The organism is Alcaligenes sp. WGS1538 (genome assembly GCF_043187505.1).
Classification (GTDB): domain Bacteria; phylum Pseudomonadota; class Gammaproteobacteria; order Burkholderiales; family Burkholderiaceae_B; genus Alcaligenes.
This window is the reverse complement of sequence record NZ_CP171109.1, coordinates 3,230,915-3,254,259: the sequence shown is the minus strand read 5'-3', so window position 1 is coordinate 3,254,259 and position 23,345 is coordinate 3,230,915. Positions and strand designations below refer to the sequence as shown.

18 protein-coding genes are annotated in these 23,345 nt (G+C 65.4%); 8 read left to right on the top strand and 10 right to left on the bottom strand.

The annotated features are described in order from the left end of the window. Positions 1-22: 22 nt before the first annotated feature. The 4 genes from ACF3ND_RS15100 to mpl are packed head-to-tail and all read right to left on the bottom strand — an operon-like array spanning position 23 to position 4,809. Positions 23-892, bottom strand: a complete 870-nt coding sequence (locus tag ACF3ND_RS15100; RefSeq protein ID WP_394061855.1) for an energy transducer TonB — start codon at positions 890-892, stop codon at positions 23-25. A 5-nt stretch (positions 893-897) separates the two neighbouring features. Beyond that, entirely contained in the window at positions 898-2,787 is a 1,890-nt protein-coding gene (locus tag ACF3ND_RS15095) for a ribonuclease catalytic domain-containing protein (RefSeq protein WP_394061853.1), read from the bottom strand. A gap of 41 nt (positions 2,788-2,828) precedes the next feature. Next, positions 2,829-3,416, bottom strand: a complete 588-nt coding sequence (locus ACF3ND_RS15090) for a YqiA/YcfP family alpha/beta fold hydrolase (RefSeq protein ID WP_394061851.1) — start codon at positions 3,414-3,416, stop codon at positions 2,829-2,831. A gap of 28 nt (positions 3,417-3,444) precedes the next feature. Further along, entirely contained in the window at positions 3,445-4,809 is a 1,365-nt protein-coding gene (gene mpl / locus ACF3ND_RS15085; protein ID WP_394061849.1) for a UDP-N-acetylmuramate:L-alanyl-gamma-D-glutamyl-meso-diaminopimelate ligase, read from the bottom strand. A 135-nt stretch (positions 4,810-4,944) separates the two neighbouring features. Between mpl and ACF3ND_RS15080 the strand changes: the two genes are divergently transcribed. The 8 genes from ACF3ND_RS15080 (at position 4,945) to ACF3ND_RS15045 (ending at position 11,633) form a co-directional block, all read left to right on the top strand. Continuing rightward, positions 4,945-5,442, top strand: coding sequence for a TlpA family protein disulfide reductase (locus ACF3ND_RS15080; protein ID WP_394061847.1), 498 nt, complete (start codon positions 4,945-4,947; stop codon positions 5,440-5,442). Between the two features lie 160 nt (positions 5,443-5,602). Continuing rightward, positions 5,603-6,037, top strand: a complete 435-nt coding sequence (gene aroQ / locus ACF3ND_RS15075) for a type II 3-dehydroquinate dehydratase (RefSeq protein WP_394061845.1) — start codon at positions 5,603-5,605, stop codon at positions 6,035-6,037. 88 nt (positions 6,038-6,125) lie between these two features. Then, positions 6,126-6,584 carry an acetyl-CoA carboxylase biotin carboxyl carrier protein gene (gene accB / locus ACF3ND_RS15070; RefSeq protein WP_394061843.1) on the top strand — a complete coding sequence of 153 codons (459 nt, stop codon included), beginning with the start codon at positions 6,126-6,128 and terminating at the stop codon, positions 6,582-6,584. A 4-nt stretch (positions 6,585-6,588) separates the two neighbouring features. Continuing rightward, a complete protein-coding gene (gene accC / locus ACF3ND_RS15065; protein WP_394061842.1) occupies positions 6,589-7,935 on the top strand; it encodes an acetyl-CoA carboxylase biotin carboxylase subunit in 1,347 nt (448 codons plus the stop codon). A gap of 97 nt (positions 7,936-8,032) precedes the next feature. Beyond that, positions 8,033-8,953 carry a 50S ribosomal protein L11 methyltransferase gene (gene prmA, locus ACF3ND_RS15060; protein WP_394061840.1) on the top strand — a complete coding sequence of 307 codons (921 nt, stop codon included), beginning with the start codon at positions 8,033-8,035 and terminating at the stop codon, positions 8,951-8,953. 24 nt (positions 8,954-8,977) lie between these two features. After that, a complete protein-coding gene (locus tag ACF3ND_RS15055) occupies positions 8,978-10,132 on the top strand; it encodes a zinc-ribbon and DUF3426 domain-containing protein (RefSeq protein ID WP_394061838.1) in 1,155 nt (384 codons plus the stop codon). Between the two features lie 8 nt (positions 10,133-10,140). After that, entirely contained in the window at positions 10,141-11,082 is a 942-nt protein-coding gene (locus ACF3ND_RS15050; protein WP_394061836.1) for a carbohydrate kinase family protein, read from the top strand. 50 nt (positions 11,083-11,132) lie between these two features. Further along, complete coding sequence (locus tag ACF3ND_RS15045; protein ID WP_394061834.1) at positions 11,133-11,633, top strand: glycine zipper domain-containing protein; 501 nt, start codon at positions 11,133-11,135, stop codon at positions 11,631-11,633. Positions 11,634-11,714: 81 nt separating this feature from the next. On the opposite strand, the gene ada is transcribed toward ACF3ND_RS15045, so the two are convergent. From ada to ACF3ND_RS15015, 6 genes are all read right to left on the bottom strand, one after another. Next, positions 11,715-13,412: a bifunctional DNA-binding transcriptional regulator/O6-methylguanine-DNA methyltransferase Ada gene (ada, locus tag ACF3ND_RS15040; protein WP_394061832.1), complete on the bottom strand. Its 1,698-nt coding sequence runs from the start codon at positions 13,410-13,412 to the stop codon at positions 11,715-11,717. Between the two features lie 345 nt (positions 13,413-13,757). Next, the gene (locus ACF3ND_RS15035) at positions 13,758-14,321 is read right to left on the bottom strand and encodes a YggT family protein (RefSeq protein ID WP_394061830.1); all 564 of its coding nucleotides are present in this window, start codon (positions 14,319-14,321) and stop codon (positions 13,758-13,760) included. Positions 14,322-14,428: 107 nt separating this feature from the next. After that, the gene (locus ACF3ND_RS15030) at positions 14,429-15,343 is read right to left on the bottom strand and encodes a hypothetical protein (RefSeq protein WP_394061828.1); all 915 of its coding nucleotides are present in this window, start codon (positions 15,341-15,343) and stop codon (positions 14,429-14,431) included. Between the two features lie 153 nt (positions 15,344-15,496). Next, positions 15,497-16,624 (bottom strand): ribonucleotide-diphosphate reductase subunit beta, encoded by a 1,128-nt coding sequence (locus tag ACF3ND_RS15025; protein WP_394061826.1) that lies wholly within the window; start codon positions 16,622-16,624, stop codon positions 15,497-15,499. 24 nt (positions 16,625-16,648) lie between these two features. After that, on the bottom strand, positions 16,649-19,561 hold the full coding sequence (locus ACF3ND_RS15020; RefSeq protein WP_394061824.1) for a ribonucleoside-diphosphate reductase subunit alpha: 2,913 nt from the start codon (positions 19,559-19,561) through the stop codon (positions 16,649-16,651). 286 nt (positions 19,562-19,847) lie between these two features. After that, positions 19,848-23,315: an indolepyruvate ferredoxin oxidoreductase family protein gene (locus tag ACF3ND_RS15015; RefSeq protein ID WP_394061822.1), complete on the bottom strand. Its 3,468-nt coding sequence runs from the start codon at positions 23,313-23,315 to the stop codon at positions 19,848-19,850. Between the last annotated feature and the right edge of the window lie 30 nt (positions 23,316-23,345).

Here is a 23,345-nt window from a genome sequence, read left to right as displayed (position 1 = left end):
GAGCATGAAGGAAGGCGCGCGGTCAATCATTGGCCGGGCCCTGCATGCTGAGGGCGTCGCGAGTGAATTCCCAACTGCGGGTGATCACCAGCACATCGGCGCCGGGGGCCACTTCCGGCGGCAGGGGGGCGAAAGGGGCGGCCAGCTCGACGATGCGCCGGGCGGCAAGGTTCAGAGCCGGGTCGGAGGCGGGCCGCGTCAGTTCGGCGCGCAGCAGGCTGCCGTCGCGTCGTATGTAGACCGTCATCTGCAATTGCCCGTAGAGCCTGCGGCCCTCCTGCCGGGGGTAGTGGCGGGTGCCGGTCTGCTCGATGGTCTGGCGCCACTGGTCCAGGTAGCGCGCCTCGCCGCTGGCGCGCGCGTTCGGGCCGGCGTAATGGTAGCGCGGCTGGCGCTGCTGTTCGCGGATCTGGTCGCGCAGCAGCGCGATGCGCGCGTTGCGGACCTGGGGGCTGCGGTCGTCATCGTCCTGCCCGGGGGCCTGGGCGGCGCCGATGTACTCGGGGGCCGGGGTGGACGACGGCACGGCGTCCTGGCTGTCCAGCTCGCCCAGCAGGCGTTGCTGCTCGGCTTCCAGGCTTTGCTGGCGCTTGCGCAGCGCCTCCAGCACCAGCAGGTCGGGCAGGTCGGGATCGGTGAGCGGCAGGGGCTGGCTGGCCTGGCCGCGCGCATCCTGCCCGCCGCCTTCCAGGTTCAGTTGCGCGAGCAGTTGCGGATCCAGAGGGGCGGATTCGGTGCTGAAGTTGACCAGGGCCACGTCCAGGCTGCGGGCGGCCTGCGGAGCGGGCGCGCGCGCGGGCCAGAACACCAGCGCGGCGTGCGCCAAGGCCGAGACCGCGACCGCCGGCCAGAGGTAATCGCCTTGCGCAGGGCGGCGGGGCGGCCTGGCCATGGCCGTCAGGCTGCGGCGGCGACCTCGCGCAGGCGGCATTCCACCGTCAGCGCCAGTTCGTCGAAGGCCAGCAGGTCTATGGTGACTTCCTGGCCGCGCTCCAGGGCGGGCAGGCCGGGCACGTGCAGCACCAGGGGGGCGTCGTTCAGGCGCACCAGGTCTTCTTTGATATAGGCGGCGCGCGCCTGGGTGATGCCGTTCTGCTGCAGCCAGCGCAGGCACCAGTAGCGCTCCAGCGAAGATTGGTAGTCGGCCCATTGCGCGTACTGGCCTTCGAAGGCGCCGATGATGGCGAACAGGTCGGCGTCCTTGGGCTGGAAGGGGGCGGCCAGGCGGGCGGAGATGCCGTGTTCGGCCGCGGCCAGGATCTGTCCCTGGTTGATCAGGTCCACGTAGCGGCGCAGCGGCGAAGTGGACCAGGTGTATTGCGGCACGCCGATGGACTCATGCGGCGCGGGCGTGGTGGACATGCGCGTGCGCATGAATTGCTGCGAGCGGTAGATGCCGGGCACGTTGTGCTCGGCCAGCAGGCCTCCCCAGAGCTGGTTGGCCAGGATCATGTATTCGGCCACCAGCAGGCTCAGCGGGGCGTTGCGCACGCGGGGTACCAGGCGGATGACGGAATCGGGGTCGTCGTGCGGTCCGTCCAGCTCGAAGGTGTATTCCACGCGGTTGTTGTTCTCGGGCTTGCCGCGCACGGCCTCGCGCTGGGCGGCAAGCTGGCGCGAGAAGGTCCACAGCGGACGCAGCCACTGCGCATAGGGCAGTTCGGCCGCGGGATCGTTCAGGGCCTCTTCGGAGATCAGCGGGTCCAGTTCGTGCTGGCGCAGGTTGCGCTCGACGGTGATGCGCTCCAGGCGGGTGTGATGCGCCAGGATTTCGCCGGTGCTGATGTCGGCGTCCACGTACAGCGACAGAGCGGGGCGCGCCTGGCCCTCGTCCAGGGAGAAGCGCGCGATCAGCTCGGGCGGCAGCATGGGAATCTTGTGGCCTGGCGTGTAGACCGTGGCCATGCGGTTGCGCGCGATCTGGTCAAACTCGTTGCCGCGCTTGACGGCCAGCGTCGGCACGGCGATGTGCACGCCCACGCGGATGCGGCCGGGCTCGGGCGTCTGCACCGACAAGGCGTCGTCGATCTCGATGGTGTTGGCGTCGTCCACCGAATAGGCGGTGACGTCGGCCTTGGGCAGATCCTGGCCCCATTCCTGGACCTGGATGGGCGGAAAGCCCGTGCCTTTGGGAAAGTGGGCCGACAGGAAGCGGTGCTGGTGCAGCGTCAGGGGGTTGGACCAGGCGCCCAGCGACAGCAGCAGTTTTTCCGTGCCCACGCCCAGTTCTTTCTGGGCCTGGTCGAAGGCCTTCCATTCCAGGGAGTTCTTGTCCGGCTGGGCCAGGAACGTATGCGCCTTCTGGGCGACCTGCTCGGGCAGGCGGCCTTGCACCATGTCGCGCGCCCAGGCCTCGATCTGTTCCTGTTGCAGGCGTTTCTTTTCAATGGCGGCCAGCGCAGCCTGCAGGATCTCGGGCGGGGCGGGGCGGTACAGGCCCTTGCCGCGGCGATGGAAGTAGGCCGGGGCGCTGTGCAGCGCGAAAATGGTGCCGGCTTTTTCCACGGCGTCGGGCGCATGGCCGAAATAGTCCTGGGCCAGGGCGGCCGCTTCGAACTCCTCCTGGGGGGCGCATTCCCACAGGAAGTTGATGTCCAGCGACTCGGCCAGGGCCTGGGCCTGTTCCATCAACTGCGCGGGAGCGGGTTGCTCAAAGCTGAACAGCACGGTGTTCTTCTTGATCTTGCTGCGTTTCCCGGAGGCCGATTCCACTTGCAGGGTGGAGTCGCTTTCGGAGAAGACTTTTTCTGCTTTGAAGTTGCCGCTGTCTTCGAAAAGGACGTACATGATGTTCCATCTGGATGGCCGCTGCCATCCGGTAAGTATTTTTAAGGTCGTTGCAGGGCGAACTGCAGGATGTCGGGTATCCAGGGGTCGAAATCCGAGAAGCCGTGGTCGCCGCCTTCGACGATGTGGCCGCGGCTGCCCCGGTACCAGTCCGCCATTTCCCGCCAGTTCAGGACTTCGTCGCCTTTGGCCGCCAGCAAGTAGAACTGCTGCGGATCGGCCGGGCGGGGGACGTGGATGTCGTCCAGTTCGTCCACATATTCGGGCAGGAAGTGAAAGGGCGCGTCCGAGTGGTAGCAGGTGTGTTCGCCCACCTGCGTGGCCAGATCCCGGCCGGCGTAGACCACCGGGTTGATCAGCACGGCCCGGCTGCGGTAGTGCTGGGCCAGGTGGCTGGCGTAATAGCCGCCCAGCGAGGACCCCATGATGCACAGCCGCTCCCGCGCCTGGCCGGCCTCCAGTTCCGTATCCAGGATGCGCCGGCACAGGGCGATGGCCTGCGCCGGGCTGGCCGGCAACTGCGGGCAGCGCCACAGGTGCAGCAGGTCCCGTTCCTGCAGGGCTTGCTTCATGCGCCGCGCTTTGTAGGACGAAGGCGAAGAGCGAAAGCCGTGAAGGTAGAGGATCATGACAGCACCTGGGGGGACGGAAGGGGGGTCAGCGCGGCAGGCGGTCCAGCAGGCGTTGGTGGACGCCGCCGAAACTGCCATTGCTCATCACCACGATGGCGTCGCCGGGACGGCTGGCCTGGACAATGGCAGTCACCATTTTATCCAAATCGTTCCAGGCTGTGGCGCGCTCGCCCATCTCGGCCAGCACGACCGTCGGGTCCCAGCCCAGGGCGTGCTTGCCCTGGGTCTCGCCGTAGCAGAACACCAGGTCCGCCTGCTCCAGCGATTGCGGCAGGCGGGCGGCCATGGCGCCCAGCTTCATGGTGTTGGAGCGCGGTTCCAGCACCGCCAGGATGCGCGTGGCCGGTCCCACCTGGCCGCGCAGCCCGTCCAGGGTGGTGGCGATGGCGGTGGGGTGGTGCGCGAAGTCGTCGTAGACGGTCACGCCCTTGACGGTGCCGCGCACTTCCATGCGGCGTTTGACGCCCTTGAAGCGGCACAGGGCGGCGATGGCCTGTTCTGGCGCCACGCCCGCATGCTGCGCGGCGGCGATGGCGGCCAGCGCGTTGAGCTGGTTGTGCCGTCCGGTCAGCGGCCACTGCACGCGGCCCAGGGCCTGGCCGTGGCGCAGGACCTCGAAGGAAGTCGGGCTGATGTCGCGGCTGTCCCAGTCGCCCTGGGGGCCGAAGTAGTTGACCGGCGTCCAGCAGCCGCGCTCGAGCGTCTGTTCCAGGGCGGGCGCGCCGGTCGGGCACAGGATCAGGCCCGAACGCGGAATGGTGCGCACCAGGTGGTGGAACTGGGTCTGGATGGCGTTCAGGTCGGGGAAGATGTCCGCGTGGTCATATTCCAGGTTGTTCAGCACGGCCGTGCGCGGACGGTAGTGGACGAACTTGGAGCGCTTGTCGAAGAAGGCCGTGTCGTATTCGTCGGCTTCGATCACGAAGAGCGGCTGCGCGGGGTCGAAGCGTGCCGACACGCCCAGGTCGGGCGCCACGCCGCCGATCAGGAAGTTGGGCGCCAGGCCGGCCTGCTCCAGGATCCAGGTCAGCATGGAGCTGGTCGTGGTCTTGCCGTGGGTTCCGGCCACCGCCAGCACGTGCCGGCCGCGCAGGATGTTCTCGCCCAGCCACTGCGGCCCGGACATGTAGGGCAGGCCCTGGTCCAGGATGGCTTCCATCAGGGGATTGCCCCGGGAGACGACGTTGCCGATGATGTACAGGTCGGGCGCCAGTTCGGTCTGGCTGGCGTCGAAGCCTTCGATCAACGCTATGCCCTGTTCCTGCAACTGTGTGCTCATGGGGGGGTAGACCCCGGCATCGCAGCCGGTCACGGTATGGCCCGCCGATCGGGCGATCAGCGCCAGGCCACCCATGAATGTGCCGCATATGCCTAATATATGTATGTGCATGACAATCCTCCGGCCCACATTTTAGTCGAGTGTTTGATCTGGCGCGCCGACTTGGTCGGGATGCGGGTGCTATCATCGCCGAATGATGTGTTCCACCCCGGGGAAGCCCGGGGTGCTTTTAAAGTGTGAGCAAGTATGCAAAGGCGTCTTTTTCTGCGGCGGTCCTTGTTGTGCGCGGGGCTTCTGGCCCTGCACCCGGCGCCCTGGGCCAGTCTGCTGCCCGCCGATCCGTTCCTGGCGCAGAGCTTTCCCGATCTCCAGGACCAGGACCGGCTCTTGTCGGCTTACGCCGGCAAGCCGCTGGTCATCAATTTCTGGGCCACCTGGTGCGCGCCCTGCATCAAGGAGATGCCGGATCTGCAGGCGCTGCACGAGCGCTATCCGGATGTGCAGTTCGTGGGCATCGCCGTGGATTCCAAGAGCAACGTCCAGGAGTTCCTGCAGCGCGTTCCGGTCAGCTACGACATCCTCCTGGCCGGTCCGGGCGGAGTCAGGCAGATGCGCAGCCTGGGCAATAAAAAGGGCGGCTTGCCGTTCACGGTGGTGTTTGGAAGCAACGGCCGGGTGGACGAACGGATTCTGGGCCAGATCGATCCGCAAAAGTTGGACGAAGTTATCAAGCGTCAGCGCTAAATGGCGCACTTCGTCGTTCAATTTCGGCAAATTCCGGCCTGCGGCCGGTTTTCTCCTGAAAAAGCAGAATCCCTCGGTTACCGCTTGTAATCGACGTCGTTGATAGACAAATGGCGCTTTTTAGCGTAAAAAGGCGGTCTGTCTTCACGAAAAATCCGCTATGGCGAATCATGTTCTGGTCCTTAACGGGCCCAACCTCAACCTGCTGGGTACCCGGGAGCCGGATGTCTACGGACATCAGACCCTCGAGGATATCAATGGCGGTTTGCGGGCCCTGGCCGACCAGCGTGGCGCACAGTGTCAGTTTTTTCAAAGTAATCACGAAGGCGGGCTCGTCGACCGGATCCACCAGGCCCGCGCCGAGGGTGTCGATTTCATCATCATCAATGCCGGTGCCTACACACACACCAGCGTGGCGATACGCGATGCTCTGGCCGGTGTCGGCATTCCGTTCATCGAAGTCCACTTGTCCAATGTACACAAGCGCGAGCCGTTCCGTCATCATTCCTATCTCTCCGACGCCGCCCGCGGCGTGATCGTGGGGCTGGGGGCGTTCGGGTATGAGGCTGCGCTGCGTTTTGCCTTGGACAGCTAGGCGGCTGTCTTCGTCTTTTTGACCAATTTTCTTTTTTGATGCCGTTCTGATTCAGCACTAGGACAGTGCGGCGTCGCGGGAAGCATGCATGGATCTTAGAAAACTCAAAACCCTGATCGATCTCGTGGCCGAATCGGGTATTGCCGAACTGGAAATCACCGAAGGCGACGACAAAGTCCGGATCGTCAAATTTTCGCAGAGCTCGGCTGCCCCCGTGGCTTACGTTCCCGAGGCGCAGGCCGCCCAGGTCGTGGCCGCTCCGGCCGCCGCCGCGCCGGCTCCAGCCGCTGCCGCCGCGCCCGCCGCGGCCGAAGGCCATGCCGTCAAGGCGCCCATGGTCGGCACTTTCTACCGCGCTCCCAGCCCCGGGGCCGCTCCCTTCGTGGAAGTGGGCCAGACGGTCAAGGAAGGCGATCCGCTGTGCATCATCGAAGCCATGAAGCTGCTCAACGAGATCGAGGCCGACAAATCCGGCGTGATCAAGGAAATCCTGGTCGAAAACGGCGGCCCCGTGGAATACGGCCAGCCCCTGTTCATCATCGGTTGATGACATGTTTGAAAAAATCCTAATCGCCAATCGCGGCGAAATCGCCTTGCGTATCCAGCGCGCCTGCCGCGAGATGGGTATCAAGACGGTGGTGGTCTATTCCGAAGCCGATCGCGGCGCCAAGTACGTGCGCCTGGCCGACGAGGCCGTCTGCATCGGCCCCGCGCCCGCCCGCGACAGCTACCTGAGCATGCCGGCCATCATTTCCGCGGCCGAAGTCACGGACGCCGAAGCCATCCATCCCGGCTACGGCTTCATGGCCGAGAACGCGGACTTTGCCGAGCGCGTCGAAAAGAGCGGCTTCGTCTTCATCGGTCCGCGTCCCGAGAACATCCGCACGATGGGCGACAAGGTCATGGCCAAGAAAGCCATGATCGAGGCCGGCGTGCCCGTGGTCCCCGGCTCGGACGGCGCGCTGCCCGACGATCCGCAGGAAATCATGCGCATAGCCCGTGAAGTGGGCTATCCGGTGATCATCAAGGCCTCGGGCGGCGGCGGCGGTCGCGGCATGCGCGTGGTCTACACGGAAGCGGCCCTGCTGACGGCCGTGGCCACGACCAAGTCCGAGGCGGCGGCGGCGTTCAACAATCCCGAGGTCTACATGGAAAAGTACCTCGAGAACCCGCGCCACATCGAGATCCAGGTGCTGGCCGACGGCGAGCGCAACGCCATCTGGCTGGGCGAGCGCGACTGCTCCATGCAGCGCCGCCACCAGAAAGTCATCGAGGAAGCGCCCGCTCCCGGCATTCCCCGCCGCCTGATCGAACGCATCGGCGAGCGCTGCGCCGATGCCTGCCGCAAGATGCGTTACCGCGGCGCCGGCACGTTCGAGTTCCTGTACGAGAACGGCGAGTTCTTCTTCATCGAGATGAACACCCGCATCCAGGTGGAGCACACGATCACCGAGATGATCACCGGCATCGACCTGGTCCAGGAGCAGATCAAGGTTGCCGCGGGCGAGAAGTTCGTGCTGCGCCAGCGCGACATCCAGTTCGAAGGCCACTCCATCGAATGCCGCATCAATGCGGAAGATCCGTTCAAGTTCACCCCCAGCCCCGGCCTGATCACCAACTGGCATACGCCGGGCGGTCCCGGCGTGCGCATCGATTCGCACGTGTTCGCCGGCTACACGGTTCCGCCGTTCTATGATTCGATGATCGCCAAGCTGATCACCTACGGCAAGACCCGCGAACAGGCGATCGCCCGCATGGACATCGCCTTGTCGGAAATGGTGGTGGAAGGCATTCAGACCAACGTTGCGCTGCACCGCGAGCTGATGCAGGACGCCAACTTCCAGGCCGGCGGCACCAGCATCCACTACCTGGAACAGAAGCTGTCCCAGCGCAAGTGAAACACAGGGACGACGGCGGGGTCGCGAGCCGTCTCGTCCTGGGCAGTGAACATGCAAAACAGGGGCTCGCCCCTGTTTTGCTTTATGGAAGACAAGTATGCGTGAACTCTTATTGAGCTGCCGTGAAAACGAGGCCGAGCGTCTGTCCGACGCCTTGCTGGAGGCCGGCGCGCTGTCCGTGTCGGTGGAGGACGCCGACGGCGACACCGATCGTGAGCAGCCCCTGTACGGCGAGCCCGGCATTGAGCCGGAGGTGCTGGCGTGGGACCACAACCGCGTGGTGGCGCTGCTGCCCGAGGGCGTCGAACCCGAAGACATGCTGCAACCCCTGTACGAGGCCGGCGTGCTCGATCCGCAGCAGGCTCAATGGAGCGTACGCGAGGTGCCCGACGCCGACTGGGTGCGCCTGACGCAATCACAGTTCGGCCCCATTCCCGTGGGCGAGCGCATCCTGATCGTGCCCAGCTGGCACAAGAACGACGAGGACCTGCCCCTGGTGCAGGATGCGGGCGAGGATCTGGTGCGCATCGAGCTGGACCCCGGCCTGGCGTTCGGCACCGGCAGCCACCCCACCACGCACTTGTGCCTGGACTGGCTGGCGCACCATGTGCAGCGCGGACAGACCGTGCTGGACTACGGCTGCGGCTCGGGGATTCTGGCGATCGCCGCCCGCAAGCTGGGCGCAGGCCACACCGTGGGCGTGGACATAGACGAGCAGGCGGTCATTTCGACGCGCTACAATGCGCAGGTCAATCAAGTCGACGTGCAAGGGCTGCTGCCCGACGAAATGCCGCAAGGCCAGACCGATCTTGTGGTGGCCAACATCCTGGCCAACCCCTTGCGCATGCTGGCGCCCATGCTGGCCAATCGTGTCAAGCCGGGCGGCCACCTGGTGCTGTCGGGCATCTACGACTGGCAGGCCGAGGAGATGATCGCGGTGTACTCGCCTTATCTGTCCCTGTCGGTCTGGCAGGCGCGCGATGGCTGGGTCTGTCTGGCCGGGCAACGGTCTGTGTAGGACAGCAGGAATTTAGGTGGGCTTATGGAGTTGAAGACTCGCTGCCCCCGGTGCGGGACAATTTTTGCAGCCAGCGTCGAGCTGCTGCAGCGCCGCCGGGGCTATATACGCTGCATCCAGTGCGCACATATTTTTGATGGCTTCGAAGAGGTCATCGACGATGACGCGCCCGAGCCTACCTATGATGCGCCGCGATCCGCTCCTGAACCGGCGTCCAGGACCGAACCGATGCTGGGACGCCGCCAGACGCAGGCCGTGCAGCACGTCGATCTGCAGGCCCCGGCGCAGGGGCCGCGCTTCGTCGAGCACTCCCGCCATGCCCCGCCGCGCGACGAGGGGTCTGCGCACGACTCTCTGCAGGTGCGCAAATTTCCTGATTCCGCCCTGGCCAGGGCGCCGGTGACCCCGGCCGATCCGTCCGTCATTCGCGCCCGCGCCCCGATTGCGCGCGACCGGACGGACGACGACGCTTCTTTCTTCGTGTCCGGCCTGGACACCGAGGACGACGCCGGCGATCATCACATCGGCCAATCCTCCTGGGGGGACAACGAGCCCGACTTCAGCGTGGGCGACCGCGCCAGCACCTTGCGCGCCGCCTATCCCTCGCGTCAGGCCGACGGCTCGGGCGAGGACTGGGTCATTCCCTCCAATCCCGCCATGCAGCGCGAGACGCGTTACGAGGGCGAAGCCGGGCTGGGCCGGCGCGCCTGGTCCGTGTTCTGGAAACTGCTCTGCGCAGCGGGCGTGCTGGTGTTGCTGGCCCAGCTGGTCTATGTCTATCGCGTGCAGATCGCCAGCCACATTCCGCTGCTGCGGCCCGCCCTGGAGCAGGCCTGCGCGAATCTGGGCTGCCAGGTGCCCTACGAGCGCCGCATCGGCGACATCCGCGTGGTGTCCTCGGCGCTGCACAAGGAGCCGGGCGAAGGTTCGCGTTCCACCCTGCGTTTTACGCTGCGCAATGAATTCGAGCGTCCCCAGGAGTGGCCCACGCTGGTGCTGGACCTGAAGGATTTTTCCGGCGCCCTGATTGCCCGGCGCAATATCGAGCCGGCCCAGTACCTGGCGCCGGAGCGACGCGGCGAACCCTTTGCGGCGCGCACCGAACTGATGGTGCAACTGCCCCTGGATACCGGGGGCCTTCAAGTCAATGGCTATCAGATTAGCCCTTTTTTTCCATAAGGTAAGTTATGTCCGAGCGAGTGCTGGTATGCGGGTCGATCGCGTTTGATACGATCGCCGTTTTCGAGGGCTATTTCAAAGACCATATCCTGCCCGACAGCATACAGACGCTGAGCGTCTCCTTCTTCGTGCCCAGCCTGCGCAAGGAGTGGGGCGGATGCGCCGGCAACATCTCCTACACGCTCAAGCTGCTGGGCGGCCAGCCCGTGCCCGTGGGCACGGTGGGCGGCGACGGCCTGGATTACATCAAGCGCATGGAGGGCCTGGGCATCGACACCAGCATGGTGCGCGTAATGCCCGAACTGTTCACGCCCCAGTGCTTCATCACGACCGACCTGGCTGCCAGCCAGATCACCTCTTTTCATCCCGGGGCCATGCTGCATTCGGCCGACAACGATCTCTCCGGCCAGCAGGCCGGCTGGGGAATCGTGGCTCCGGATGCCAAGGATGGCATGTTCGCGCATGCGCGGCGCCTGAATGCCATGGGCGTGCCGTTCATCTTCGACCTGGGCCAGGCCATGCCTTTGTTCTCGGGCGAAGATCTGCTGCAGATGCTGCAACTGTGTCAGGTTCTTACGGCCAACGACTACGAGGCCGAGGTCATCGAGCAGCGCACCGGCAAGTCCATGACGCAGATCGCCGCCGGCTTGAAAGCCGCCGTGATCACCCGTGGAGCCCATGGCAGCACGCTTTATCGCGACGGGCAGGAGATTGCCATTGCTCCGGTGCCGGCGACTGAAGTGGTCGATCCCACCGGCTGCGGCGATGCGCATCGCGCCGGCCTGTTATATGGGCTTACAAAAGGCTGGAGCTTCGAGGAAGCCTGCAGCTTGGGCAACCTGATGGGCAGTATTAAAATCGCGAGTAACGGCCCCCAGAACCATGAATTTAAACGATCTGACATTCAGGCTATGCTAAAACAGCATTTCGGCATCGAACGCAGCCTGTAACCTTGCGCCCGCGCGCAGATCTCTTGGTCAGGCCAGATGCATCTTTCGGAGTGAACCGCATGCACGCTTCTTTTTTCAATCGTCCCAAAGTACGCCTGCTGATGGCAGCGAGCCTGGCCGTCCCGGTGTTCCTGATGGCCGGTTGCGCCAATCAGTCGGCATCGAGCTCCGTCTACAGCTATGGCCAGGCCCAGCGTGAACAGATCGTGCGCCTGGGCACGGTGGTGGGCGTGCGCCCCGTCACCATCCAGAAGGATCAGACCTCCGGCGTGGGTTCGGTCGCCGGCGCGGCCATGGGCGGCGTGGCGGCCAGCTCGATCGGCGGCGGCCGCGGCAGCATCATTGCCAGCATCGGCGGCGCATTGTTGGGCGGCCTGGTCGGCAATGCCGTGGAAAACCGCATGGGCAAGTCCCAGGGGCTGGAGATCACCGTTCAACTGGACAATGGCGAAACCCGCGTGGTCGCCCAGGAGGCCGACGTGCCTTTATCGGTGGGCCAGCGTGTGCGCATGCTCAGCGGCAACGGCCCCACCCGCGTGGTGCCCATGTAAATCCGTTCCGGGGCCTGCGGGCCTGCGACACGCAAGAACCCGGCCCAAGGCCGGGTTTTTTCATGGCCGGGCGGCCGGGCTTCAGGAGCGCTCCCGTTCCAGCAGGCTGCGCTTGCGGTCCAGGCCCCAGCGGTAGCCGGCCAGATCGCCGTCCTGGCGCACGACGCGGTGGCAGGGGATGGCCACGGCCAGGGTATTGGTGGCGCAGGCGCGGGCCACGGCGCGTACGGCGCGCGGCTGCCCCATGCGTTGCGCGATTTCGGTGTAGGTAGCGGTCTGCCCGGCGGGGATGCTGCGCAGGATCTCCCAGACGCGCTGCTGGAAGGCCGTGCCCCGGATGTCCAGCGGCAGCGCCAGGCCTGCCGACGGGGTCTCGACCAGCGCCACCACCTGTGCCACGCGCTGGTTGAAGCCGGGATCGGCGCCTATCAGTTCGGCGGCCTTGAAGCGGTCCTGCAGCTCGCGCAGCAGCAGTTCCGGATCGTCGCCCAGGGAAATGGCGCAGATGCCTCGTTCGCTCTCGGCCACCAGCAATGCGCCCAGGCTGCATTGAGCGATGGCAAAGCGTATGGTGGCCCCCTGGCCGGCCTTGCGAAAGGCGCTGGCCGGCATGCCCAGCAGTGCCTGCGACTCTTCATAGAAACGGCTTTGCGCGCCGTAGCCGGCCTCGTAGATGGCGTCGGTGATGCGGGTCCGTGGGTCGTCCAGCTGGCGGCGCAGGCGCCGGGCGCGATGCGCCTGGGCATAGGCGCGCGGCGTCAGTCCCGTCTGGGCCTTGAAGATGCGGTGGAAGTGGTAGGGGCTCATTCCCACGGCGGCCGCCAATTCGTCAAGGCTGGGTGCGTTTTCCGCGTCTTCGATCAGGCGGCAGGCCTGGGTTACGGCTTGCTGGTGCTGCAGGGCCTGCTGGCGGCGGTCGGCGTGGCGGTGGCGGCTGGGGCGAAAGCCGGCCTGCTGCGCCTGCTCGGGCGTGTCGAAGTAGCGTACGTTTTCCTGTTTGGGACGGCGCGCGGCGGCGCTCGGGCTGGCGTAGGTGCCGGTGCTCAGGACGGCATAGACGAAGTGCGCGTCGGCGCGGCTGTCGCGTTCCACGATGGCCTGCCAGCGCTGTGCTTGCGTGGCGTAGGGGGCGGCCTCGATGCGCGGCACGCGCCACAGGTACCAGGCCGCCAGGCTGCGGTAGGGAGACCAGGCCTGGCCCAGTTCGCGCAGGACCCGGGCGGCGGGGGCCTGTTCGAGTTTCTTCAGGCGCCGGTAGCCTTCGCGCACGCCGAAGTCGTCGGCGGGCAGTATGTCTTCGCGCTCCAGGGTGTAGATCAGCATCATTTCCACGGTCCAGCGGCCTATGCCGCGCAGTTGGCTCAGGCCGTGTATCAGCTCCTGGTCGGGCATGAGCAGGGCGGTCTGCTGGTCGGGGATGCGGCCGTCCAGTCGCGCCTGGGCCAGCCCCAGGATGCTGGCGGTCTTGGCGCCGGACAGGCCGCAGGCGCGCAGCGCATCCACGGGCGTGGCCAGCAGTTCGTCGGGGGCGGGGCAGCGGCCGTGCGGGTACAGGGCCAGCAGGCGCTGCAGGATGCGGTCGGCGGCGCGGGTGTGCAGTTGCTGGTAGACCACCGCGCGCACCAGGGCTTCGTAGGGGTCGCGTTCGGGCCGGGGCTGGTGCACGCAGGGGCCGACGGTCTCGACCAGCGCCTGCCAGTCGGCGTCCAGTCCGGCCAGAAAGCGTTCCGCTTCGCTGTAGCGGCCGGGTGCGTCGTGCAAGGGAAGGGGGCTGCTCATGTTGATCTGCCGGTGCTGTGGAGATGGGAGCAGTATAGGGTTGGTTGCGGGCCTGTACATCCTGATTCTTGCGCTCGAATTTTTTACAAATGATTCGAGCCAGTGGTTAGCCAGGAACAGTTCATTACCGTGCTCCACACACGAACCAATTGGGCGATGACAGAGCGGGTCTCTGTGAAAGCGCCGTTCAAGCCTGTGGCGGGGATAGCTCCCGTACGTCAAGAGAACCGAGGCTATTCCGTTTCCATCCTTGGGACGATTCAATGCTGGAAAGTTCTCTGAAAATTATGACGGCCTGCAAAAAAGCCACCGTGACAGGTGGCTTTTCTGGGGCAGGAGACGTGTTCAGATCGGGACCAGGGAGAAGGCCATGCGCGTGACGATCATGTTCAGCACCTGGGTCAGGAGCAGCAGCACCAGGGGCGAGAGGTCCAGGCCGCCCAGGTCCGGCAGGATGCGGCGGATGGGGTCGAGCAGCGGGGCGGTGACCGAGCGCAGCAGCGGCATGGTGGGCGACTGGGGCTGGATCCAGGACAACAGCGCCTGCAGCAGCACGATCCAGAAGACCAGGCTGAGCGCCCAGCGCAGCACGGTGAAGACGGCGGCCAGCAGCAGCATGGGCAGGTTGCCCAGGACGGAGAAGGAGCCGGTCAGGACCATCGCGCTGAGGATCAGGTACACCAAGGCGCTGAGCCAGCTGCCCAGCAGCGAGGTCCAGTCCCAGAAGCGGCCTGCCTTGACCAGGCGGCGCAGCGGCAGGACCAGCCAGTCCGTGACCTTGAACATGGCCTGCGAATACGGGTTGAAGGGATGGACCCGCAGGGCGTAGACCCAGGCGCGCAGCAGCAATATGGTGCCCAGGAGCGAGAAGACGATATTGATTAGGAAAAGGCCGACTTCGCTGAACATGGTTGCTTCAAGTGGATGTAAGGAAGAAGGATTGTCGCATGCGAGCGCTCAAAGCCAAAGAGCCACCCGGATGAGGGTGGCTCTTTGTGTGTAACAGCGTGTCGTGCTTACGGACGCTTGCCGGTGGGGAAGGGCCAGGAGCCGGCGGGGTTGACGTCCTGGCGGCTTGGCTCGGCAGGAGCGGCGGTCTTGGCGGCCTTGCGGGCGGCGGTCTTGTTGCCGGTCTTGGCGGCGGCCTTCTTGGCCGGGGCGGCCGTCGGGGTTTCAGTTGCTTTGGTCACGGGTTTGGCTTCTTTCTTGGGAGCCGCGGTCTTTTTGGCGGCTGCGGAGGTGCTGGCTTTCTTGGCGGCTGTCTTCACGGCCGCTTTGGCGGCCGGCTTGGCCGCAGGTTTGGCCGTGGTTTTTGCCGCGGCCTTGCCGTTGGATTTGTCGGCTGGCTTTTCCGCCGATTTGCCGGCGGCGGCAGGTTTGGCGGCGGTGCTTTTGGTGCTTGCCTTGGCGGCTGTGTCCGCTTTGGCGGCCGGTTTGGCCAGCGTGGATTTGGTCGCGCTTGTTTTGGCAGCCGCCTTCTTTACGGTTGCGGCTTTGGCAGCCGGCTTGGCGGCTGTTTTGGCAGCGCTTTTGCCGCTGGCGGTTGTTGTCGCGCTGGCTTTGTCCGCCGTGGTTTTGGCGGCGGCCGGCTTGGCGGCGGTTTTTGCCGTCGTGGTTTTGGCTGTCGTCGTTTTGGCAGCTGGCTTCACGGTTTTGGCGGCGCTGGTTGCCGTTTTTGCCGGTGCGGCTTTCTTGGCGGCGGCCTTTTTCACGGCCGATTTGGCGGCCGGCTTGGCGGCGGTTTTGGTCGTGGATTTGGTCGCCGAGGACTTGGCGGGCGTCTTGCTTGGGGAGGTTTTGCTGCTGGTCGGGCTGGCCTTCGGGGCTTCAGCATTCACGGGGGTGACGGCGGTTTTGGCTGGCGTTGCTTTTTTTGCGCCGGCCGCTTTGCTGGCGGTCGATTTTGCTGCGCCTTTTTTGGCTGTTGCCATGATCATGCTCCTTGAGAACAAGTCTTTAGTTTGTCCACACCCATTTGACCTGGCCCTGGAAAATCGCATTGGCCCTTTGCAAATGACGCAGGCGTATAAGGTTGATACCTTATACGCCTAGAAGTCTAACGGAACACTCTATACAGTCAAGTATTAATCCCAGCTAAGCGCCCCGCCGGTTTGGTATTCGATGACGCGTGTCTCAAAAAAGTTGCGTTCTTTTTTGAGGTCGATCATTTCAGCCATCCAGGGGAAGGGATTTTCCTCGTTCGGATAGAGCGGCTCCAGGCCGATCTGCTGGCAGCGGCGGTTGGCGATGAAGCGCAGGTAGGACTTGAACATGCCGGCGTTCAGACCCAGCACGCCGCGCGGCATGGTGTCTTCGGCGTAGGCGTATTCCAGCTTCACGGCCTCTTCGAACAGGCCCCGGATCTTCGCGCGGAACTCCTCGGTCCACAGGTGCGGGTTCTCGAGCTTGATCGTATTGATCAGGTCGATGCCGAAGTTGCAGTGCATGGACTCGTCGCGCAGGATGTACATGTACTGCTCGGCCGCGCCCGTCATCTTGTTCTGGCGGCCCAGCGCCAGGATCTGGGTGAAGCCCACGTAGAAGAACAGGCCCTCCATCAGGCAGGCGAAGACGATCAGGGATTCCAGCAGCTTCTGGTCGTTTTCAACGGTGCCGGTCTTGAAGTCGGGGTGCGAGATCTGGTCGATGAAGGGGATCAGGAACTCGTCCTTGTTCCGGATGGACGGCACTTCGTGGTAGGCGTTGAAGATCTCCGACTCGTCCAGGTCCAGGCTTTCCACGATGTACTGGTAGGCGTGGGTGTGGATGGCTTCCTCGAAGGCCTGGCGCAGCAGGAACTGGCGGCATTCCGGAGCCGTGATGTGGCGATAGGTGCCCAGCACGATGTTGTTCGCGGCCAGCGAGTCGGCCGTGACGAAAAAGCCCAGGTTGCGCTTGACGATGCGGCGCTCGTCCTCGGTCAGGCCGTTGGGGTCCTTCCAGAGGGCGATGTCGCGCGACATATTGATTTCCTGCGGCATCCAGTGGTTCGCGCACGTGGCCAGGTATTTTTCCCAGGCCCATTTGTACTTGAAGGGAACCAGCTGGTTGACGTCGGTCTCGCCGTTGATGATGCGCTTGTCGGCGGCGCGGATACGGCTGCCCGTACCCGTGTTCAGGCCGGCCGCCGTCGAGGCCACGGGGCTGGAGGCCCCGTTGTCCTGAGGTTCGGCGGCGGTGGCCGCGGGTTGATCGTTGTCCCAATTCAACATTGTGTCATTCCTGTGAAGAAGGGCTTATTGGCAGGCTTCGCATTCCTCGAAGCCCTCGTCGCCGGGGCGCATGGTGCAGACGGCGCCGAGCACTTCGGGCTCAGGCGCGGCCGCGGCCGCGGCAGCAACAGCGCCGGCGGCCGGGCTGCTGGTGGAAACGGCGTTCAGCTCGCCAATGCGGCCGGTGGATTTCTCGGCGTTGGTGGCGCTGCTGGAACGCAGGTAATACGTCGTCTTCAGGGCGCGGACCCAGGCCAGCTTGTAGGTCTCGTCCAGCTTCTTGCCGGATACGCCGGTCATGAAGATGTTCAGCGACTGGGCCTGGTCTATCCATTTCTGGCGGCGCGAGGCGCATTCCACCACCCAGCGGGTGTCCACTTCGAAGGCCGTGGCATACAGCTGGCGCAGCTCGGCCGGGATGCGGTCGATCTGGGCCAGGCTGCCGTCGAAGTACTTCAGGTCCGAGACCATGACTTCGTCCCACAGGTTCAGGGCCTTGAGGTCGCGCACCAGGTATTCGTTGACCACGGTGAACTCGCCCGACAGGTTGGATTTCACGTAGAGGTTGCGGTAGGTGGGCTCGATGCAGGGCGACACGCCGATGATGTTGGCGATGGTGGCCGTCGGGGCGATGGCGATGCAGTTCGAGTTGCGCATGCCGTTCTTCTGGATGCGGGCGCGCAGGCCGTCCCAGTCCAGGGTCTGGGACTGGTCGATGTCCACATAGCCGCCGCGTTCTTCGCGCAGCATGGCCAGGGTGTCGAACGGCAGGATGCCGCGATCCCACAGCGAGCCCTTGAAGGACGAGTAGGAGCCGCGCTCGACGGCCAGATCGCTGGAGGCCTTGTAGGCGTAGTAGCACACGGCCTCGGCGGAGCGGTCGGAGAATTCCACGGCTTGCTGGGAGGCGAAGGGCACGCGCATCAGGTGCAGGCAGTCCTGGAAGCCCATCATGCCCATGCCCACGGGGCGGTGCAGCATATTGGAGTTGCGCGCCTTGTCGACAGCGTAGTAGTTGATGTCGATGACGTTGTCCAGCATGCGCATGGCGGTGTTGATCGTGCGCTCCAGCTTGGCGTGATCCAGCTCGTACTGGCCCTGCGCGTTCTTGACCATATGGGCGGCCAGGTTCACCGAACCCAGATTGCATACGGCGATCTCAGTGTCGCTGGTGTTCAGGGTGATCTCGGTGCACAGGTTGGAGCTGTGCACCACGCCCACGTGCTGCTGGGGCGAGCGGATGTTGCAGGGATCCTTGAAGGTAATCCAGGGGTGGCCGGTCTCGAACAGCATGGACAGCATCTTGCGCCACAGCGAGACGGCCGGGATCTTCTTGAACAGGGTCAGTTCGCCGGTCTCGGTCTTGCGCTCGTATTCGGTGTAGGCCTTCTCGAACTCGCGGCCGTACTTGTCGTGCAGGTCAGGGGTGTCCGAAGGCGAGAACAGGGTCCATTCGCCTTCCTCCATGACGCGCTTCATGAACAGGTCCGGAATCCAGTTGGCGGTGTTCATGTCGTGCGTGCGGCGGCGCTCGTCGCCGGTGTTCTTGCGCAGTTCCAGGAACTCTTCGATGTCCAGGTGCCAGGTCTCCAGGTAGGCGCAGACCGCGCCCTTGCGCTTGCCGCCCTGGTTCACGGCCACGGCGGTGTCGTTGACCACCTTCAGGAAGGGAACCACGCCCTGGCTTTCGCCGTTGGTGCCCTTGATGTGGCTGCGCAGCGCGCGCACGGGCGTCCAGTCGTTGCCCAGGCCGCCGGCGTACTTGGCCAGCAGGGCGTTGTCCTTGATGGCGTCGTAGATGGAGGCCAGGTCGTCGGGCACCGTGGTCAGGTAGCACGAGGACAGCTGGGAGTGCAGCGTGCCGGAGTTGAACAGGGTGGGCGTGGAGCTCATGAAGTCGAAGGACGACAGGATCTCGTAGAACTCGATGGCGCGCTGTTCGCGCTGGGGCTCGTTCAGAGCCAGGCCCATGGCCACGCGCATGAAGAAGATCTGGGGCAGCTCGATGCGCGTGCCGCGCACGTGCAGGAAGTAGCGGTCGTACAGGGTCTGCAGGCCCAGGTAGTTGAACTGCTGGTCGCGCTCGGCCTTCAGGGCCTGCGCCAGCACGGGCAGATCGAACTGCGCCAGCTTGGGGTCCAGCAGCTCGTTTTCTATCCCTTTCCGGATGAATTCGGGGAAGTATTCGGCGTAGCGCTGGTTCATGCCGGCCTGGGAGACTTCCTCGCCCAGCACTTCGATGCGGATGGTGTGCAGCAGCAGGCGGGCGGTGACCAGGCTGTAGCTGGGGTCGGTCTCGACCAGGGCGCGGGCCGACAGGATGACGGACTTGAAGACTTCTTCGACGGGAATGCCGTCGTACAGGTTCTTGACGGTCTCGCGCAGGATGCCGTCCACGTCGATCTTGATGCTCAGGTTGGAGCCGGCTTCGGCGATGGTGGCGCGCAGCGCGTCGATGTCCAGCGGGCGCAGGCGGCCGTTGTCCGAGACGTTCAGGCCCGACTTGCCGGCGGGTTGCGCGGCGGCCACGGACTGGGAGCGTTCCTGGGCGCGTTTCTCACGGTACAGCACGTAGGCGCGCGCCACGTCGTGTTCGCCCGAGCGCATCAGGGCCAGTTCGACCTGGTCCTGGATGTCTTCGATGTGGAAGGTGCCGCCGCTGGGACGGTTGCGCACCAGCGCGGACACGACTTGCGCGGTCAGCTCTTCGACGAGCTGGCGCACGCGGGCGGACACGGCGCCCTGGCCGCCGCCCACGGCCAGGAAGGCCTTGGTCATGGCGACGGAAATCTTGTTCGGTTCGAAGCCCATGACCGCGCCGTTGCGGCGGATCACACTGAACATGGACCATTGATTGGCTGCAGCGCCGGGTTCGGCCGCGGGAGCGGAAGCGGCCAGGTCGGCGGGTCTGGACTCAGCAATCGGGGAGGTTTGCATGGGGACTCCTGGAGTGGAAAGAGGCGCGCGGGCACGCCCGTGCGGCGGGTTGATTCGGTAATGGTGGTCTTGGGGGAAACTCGGCGAGCTCTAGTGCTTGCTTGGGCTCGAACCACAATATCTAGTGGTTCGAGCGGCCCGTTGCACTAATTGTAGTGACGGGGTGGGGACTGCGCAACATTGACTTTTGTAATTTCCCAATCGATTTCTGCAATCTGCAGACGGCAAAAAAGGCCTTGCCGCAGCAAGACCTTGGAGGGAAGCCATTGTAGCGCCAGTCGGGCGCTCAAAGGCGCTGCGCTGTCAGATTATTTGCAGGTGCAACGCTTTGTGTCAGTTGGGCGGACAGTTCGGCGAAGCGTTGGCGGTAGTGTACCGCGGCGGCCATCTTCACCGGTCCAAAGCCGCGCAGCTGCTGGGGCAGATCGGCCAGCTCCAGGGCGGCCGGGTACTGGCCGGCGTCCAGATGCTGCGCCAGATGCTTGAGCAGGGCCAGGTAGTCGCGCCAGAGGCGGCGCTCCATGCGCCGCTCCTCGGTATAGCCGAACACGTCCAGCGGCGTGTCGCGCAGGACCTTGCCCTTGGCCAGCCAGCGCAGCAGGGTGGCCGTGCGCGGACCCAGGGTGATCTTGCGCGGCCGTCCCGTGGCCGGGTCGCGGCGCGCCAGCAGAGGCGGGGCGAAGTGAAAGCGCAGGCTGAAGTCGCCCTGGAACTGGCGCTCCAGGTCCTGCCGGAAGTCGGGGTGGCTGAACAGGCGCGCCACCTCGTATTCGTCCTTGTAGGCCATCAGCTTGTACAGGCTGCGCGCGGCTTTTTCCGTCAGCGCAGGACGCTGGCCCGGACGCAGATCTTCCTCGGCCTGACGCAAGGCGGCGATGGCCTGGGTGAAACGGCGCGCGTAGGCGGCGTCCTGGTATTGCTCCAGGCTGCGGCTGCAGCGCTCCACGATCTGTTCCAGTGTTTCGCGCCGCTGCAGCGTCACGACCTGGGCCGCGGGCTGTTGCAGGCTGGCCAGGGCCTGGGCGTCGTGGCCCAGCACGCGGCCGATGTGGAAGGCGTCCAGGTTGGCCTGCACGGCCACGCCGTTCAGGCGTATGGCCTGCTCGATGGCGGCGCCGCTCACCGGCACCGAGCCCTGCTGCCAGGCCATGCCCAGCAGCATCATGTTGGACAGCAGGCTGTCGCCGAACAGGCGCGTGGCGGCCTCGTGCGCATTGAAGGAGCGTACCTGGTTGCGGCCCGCTCCGTCCTGCAGCTGCTTGAGCAGCCGTTGGGCGTCCAGCGGCGCATCGGGATTGCGGGTGAATTCGGCGGTGGGCGCCAGGTATTCGTTGATGACGGCGTGGGTGTGGCCGGGCCGCAGGCAGGACAGCGCATTGGGATGCGCGGCCGCGACCACGTCGCACAGAATGGCCAGGTCGGCCTGGCCGGGGTCCACGCGCACGGCGCCGGTGGGGCGCCCGTCGGCCGAGAGCCGGATGTGGCTGATGACGGTGCCGCCTTTCTGCGCCAGGCCCGTCATGTCCAGCACCGAGGCGGCGCGGCCTTCCAGATGAGCGGCCATGGACAGCACGGCGCCTATGGTGATGACGCCGGTGCCGCCCACGCCGGCCACGATGACATTGCCGGCGCGCGCCTGGGCCTCAGGCGCGGGCAGGGCGGGAAGTTTCTCCAGCAGGCGTCCCTTCAGGTCGGCCTGGCCGCCGTCGTCGCCGCGCCGCAGCGCGCCGCCCATGACGGATACGAAGCTGGGACAGAAGCCGTCCACGCAGGAGTAATCCTTGTTGCAGCTGGACTGGTCGATCTGGCGCTTGCGCCCTTCGGGAGTGTCGGCCGGCACCAGCGACAGGCAATTGGACTGCACGCCGCAGTCGCCGCAGCCTTCGCATACGGCCTTGTTGATGAACAGGCGGCGCGCCGGATCGGGATATTCATTCTTCTTGCGACGGCGGCGCTTTTCCGCCGCGCAGGTCTGGTCGTGGATCAGGATGGTCACGCCGGGGATCTCGCGCAGTTCGCGCTGCAGGCGGTCCAGTTCGCGCCGGTGGTGCACCTGCACGCCGGAGGGCAGCTCCACGCCCCGGTAGCGCTCGGGCTCGTCGGTGGTGATGACCACGCGGCGCGCGCCCTCGCCCAGGGTCTGCTGGCAGATGCGCGGCACCGAGATCGGGCCGTCCACCGGCTGGCCGCCCGTCATGGCGACGGCGTCGTTGAAGAGAATCTTGTAGGTGATGTTGGCTCCGGCGGCGATGGCCTGGCGTATGGCCAGGTAGCCGGAATGGAAGTAAGTGCCTTCCCCCATGTTCTGGAACATATGGCCCGTCTGGATGAAGGGCGACAGGCCCACCCAGTCCGTGCCTTCGCCGCCCATCTGGGTCAGGCCGCGCGTCCTGCGATCCATCCAGGTGGCCATGTAGTGGCAGCCCACGCCGGCCATGGCCTGGCTGCCCTCGGGAACCTTGGTGGAGGTGTTGTGCGGACAGCCCGAACAGAAATAAGGGCGCCGCGTCAGGCCGCCGGTATCGACGGCGGGCAGGGTCTGGATCGCACAGGCGGGCAACTGCAGGCCGGCGTGCCGCCCCAGCCAGCGGCGCAGGCCCACGGCCACGCGTGCCGGGCTGAGCTGGCCGTCGGCCGGGATCAGCACTTCCTGCTCCACGTCGCGCTTGCCCGATACGGTGGGGCGTTGCGCGCGGTTGAACAGCAGATTCTTCAACTGGTCTTCGATGACGGGGCCTTTTTCTTCGATGACCAGGACGTGGTCCAGGCCCTCGATGAAGTTCTCCAGCGACTCCGTGTTGACCGGCCAGCTCAGGCCTATCTTCAAGTGGCGGATGGGCGGCAGCTCGCCCGGCCCGGCCAGTTGCTCGAGCGCGTCCAGCGCATCCAGCGTGGCCTTGCCGGTGGAGACGATGCCCAGGCGGGCGCCCGGCGCGGCCTGCAGGATGCGGTCCAGGCTGTGCTTGCGGGAGAAGTCGCGCACGCTTTGCAGGCGCGCCTCCAGCGTGCCCTCGATGGCGGGCGTCAGGAACTCGCCGGGATTGTAGGGATGCAGGCCGCCCTGGGCATCGTTCAGCGCTGCGTCCAGATCGTCCAGCGGCGCGATCTCGAAAGAGCGGCCGCTTTCCACGGTTTCGGTGATGGCCTTCAGCGCCACCCAGGAGCCCGAGTAGCGCGACAGCGCCCAGGCCCAGATGCCGAAGCGTTCGTATTCGTCCACCGAGGACGGATTGACCACGGGAATGCTCCAGGCCATCAGGGAGTGTTCGCTGGCGTGCGGGATGGACGAGGAGGAGGCGACGTGGTCGTCGCCCACGATCATCAGCACGCCGCCATGCCGCGAGGCGCCGGCGGCGTGTCCATGGTGCAGGGCGTCGCCCGCGCGGTCCAGGCCGGGGCCCTTGCCGTACCACATGGCGAACACGCCGTCGACCTTGCGGTCGGCGCGCTCGCCGGCCTGCTGGGTGCCCATGATCATGGAGGCGGCCAGGTCTTCATTGATGGCGGGCTGGAAGCGCACCTTGGCCTGTTCAAGCTGCTTCTGCGCCTTCCACATGGCCATGTCCACACCGCCCAGCGGCGAGCCGCGGTAGCCGGACACGAAGCCGGCGGTGTTCAGGCCGCGCTCCTGGTCCAGGCGGTATTGGGTCAGCAGCATGCGCACCAGGGCCTGCGTGCCGGTCAGGAAGATGCGGCCGGACCGGGCGGTCAGGTTGTCGCTGAGCTTGTAGTGTGTGTCGACGGACTGCGTCATGATGGAACCTCCAGATAAGGTTCATGATAG